This window comes from Amycolatopsis australiensis (assembly GCF_900119165.1).
GTDB classification, from domain to species: domain Bacteria; phylum Actinomycetota; class Actinomycetes; order Mycobacteriales; family Pseudonocardiaceae; genus Amycolatopsis; species Amycolatopsis australiensis.
In genome coordinates this window covers 1-1,995 of record NZ_FPJG01000010.1, presented here as the reverse complement: position 1 = coordinate 1,995, position 1,995 = coordinate 1, and the positions used below count along the sequence as shown (strand labels likewise).

The window sequence follows — 1,995 nt, the reverse complement described above, 5'->3', positions numbered from 1 at the left end:
GAAGCGCACGGTATCCGATGCGTCGGTCTGGACCTTGCCGTTGTACGACAGGCTTTCGAAGACCTTGCCGTTCGAGGTCGGGCCGGCGACCATGTAGGCCAGTTCGGCCGCGACGTACAGCAGGCCGCCGCCGTTGTAACGCATGTCGATCACCAGGTCGTTGACGTTGGCGGTCTTCAGCGTGTTGAAGGCATCGATCAGCTGGCGCTCGGCCACGGCGTTGTGGTTCTCGAAGGTCAGGTAGCCGACACGGCGGCCGCCCGCGATGTCGAAGGTCTTGACGTTCTTGACCGACTTGGCCGTCACTTCCTTGGCCGCCAGGGTCACCGGAATCGAGGTCGCGCCGCGGGTCACGGTGAAGCTATGGGTCTCGTTGGCAGCGGCCGGGAACAGGCCGGCATTGATCTTCGCGACCGAGGCTTCGTCGGTGGCGTTAATGAAGTCGACGCCGTCGACCACGGTCAGGCGGTCGCCGCGCTTCAGGCCGGCCAGGGCCGCCGGCGAACCCTCTTCCACGATGGTGGCGTTCCAGATGCGCGGTGCGGTCGCGCCGCTGCTGGTCCAGGTCACGCCGTAGCCCAGCTCGATGCCTTCGGTGCTCAGCTTGTCCCACTCGTCGCTGTCGTAGGTGAAGTGGAACTTGTCCTTCGGCGCGCCGGATGCGGTGGTCAGCGGGGTTTTCAGCTTGTCGAAGTAGGCGACCGGATCGGTGAAATCGGACATCTTGAAATCGGTCGGGATTTCGTTGTACCAGAGGTAGTACTGGTGGGTCCAGGCGCGCAGGAAGGTCAGCTCGTCGCGCAGGCTGCCCTTCTTGTCCGGGTAGGCCTTGCCGGTGTACGGGTCGGTACCGGTACGCGGCGTTTCGCAGTAGTTCCAGTAGGTGTCGAAGGCATTGCCCAGGGTCGTTACGTCCGGATCCGCGCCGGTGTTCGCCTGGCCTGGCGTGTATGGCGCCGGGTTCGTCGGCGCCGGGGTGACTGGAGGGTTGGTCGGCGGATTCACGCCAATCTGGCCGCCGCCGCCGCCACCGCCTCCGCAGGCGGCAAGCGTGGAAGCGGCCACAACGGCGGCGCAGATCAGGCGTAGCGAAGTGGTCAGTTGACCCTTGGAGGAAGTTGGCGTCTTCATGGGATTCGTTAAGTAATGGACAAGTTTGTTAAGAAAGAGTAAGACAAGCCCGTCTATTTGAGAAGAGCGCACGATTGCTTTTTTTAAATTTTTTTTGCATAACTTTTCATCTGTAGACGTAAAAAAACGCCGGGCTGGCGCAAAGCCAGCTCCGGCGCGGTATGCGCGGCGCTTAATTACTCAGGTAGCGCTCAGGTAGCGCTCAGGCTACCCGGGTGGCAGGCGCCGGGCTGTGGAATGCCGACAACAGATTCGCCTCCTTCTCCTTCGCCATCTTCAAGTGGCGCGCCTTCACGTGGCCATAGCCGCGGATGTCTTCCGGAATGCTGGCGATCGCCACCGCCTGGGCCAGGTTGTCGCCGGACAGCTTGGGCAGCAGGGCCGTCACCGTGTCGCGGTACTGCGCGATCAGGGCGCGTTCCGTCTTGCGCTCCTCGGTGTAGCCGAACACGTCGAAGGCGGTGCCGCGCAGGCCCTTCAGCTTCGCCAGCACGCCGAAGGCGCTCATCATCCACGGACCGTATTCCTTCTTCAGCGCACGGCCTTCCTTGTCGTGCTTGGCCAGCAGCGGCGGCGCCAGGTGGAATTTCACGGTGATGTCGCCCTCGAACATGTTGGCGATCTTCTCGCGGAAAGCCGGATCCGTATGCAGGCGCGCGACCTCGTACTCGTCCTTGTAGGCCATCAGCTTGTAGAAGTAGCGCGCCACCGCTTCGGTCAGGCGCGTACCCTTGCCCAGCTTCGCTTCCTGCGCACGCACGCCATCGACAAAGGCCTTGTACTGGGCGGCGTAGGCGGCATCCTGGTAGGCGGTGAGCAGCTCGACGCGGCGCGCGACCAGTTCGTCCAGCGTCTGGGCGCGCT

Annotated in this window: 2 protein-coding genes; both read right to left on the bottom strand. The window is 63.3% G+C overall.

The annotated features are described in order from the left end of the window. The coding region (locus tag BT341_RS43385) for a S41 family peptidase (RefSeq protein WP_143169008.1) at positions 1-1,131 on the bottom strand (1,131 nt) is incomplete at its 3' end. A 202-nt stretch (positions 1,132-1,333) separates the two neighbouring features. Beyond that, the coding region (locus BT341_RS43380) for a DUF6537 domain-containing protein (RefSeq protein ID WP_342750276.1) at positions 1,334-1,995 on the bottom strand (662 nt) is incomplete at its 5' end.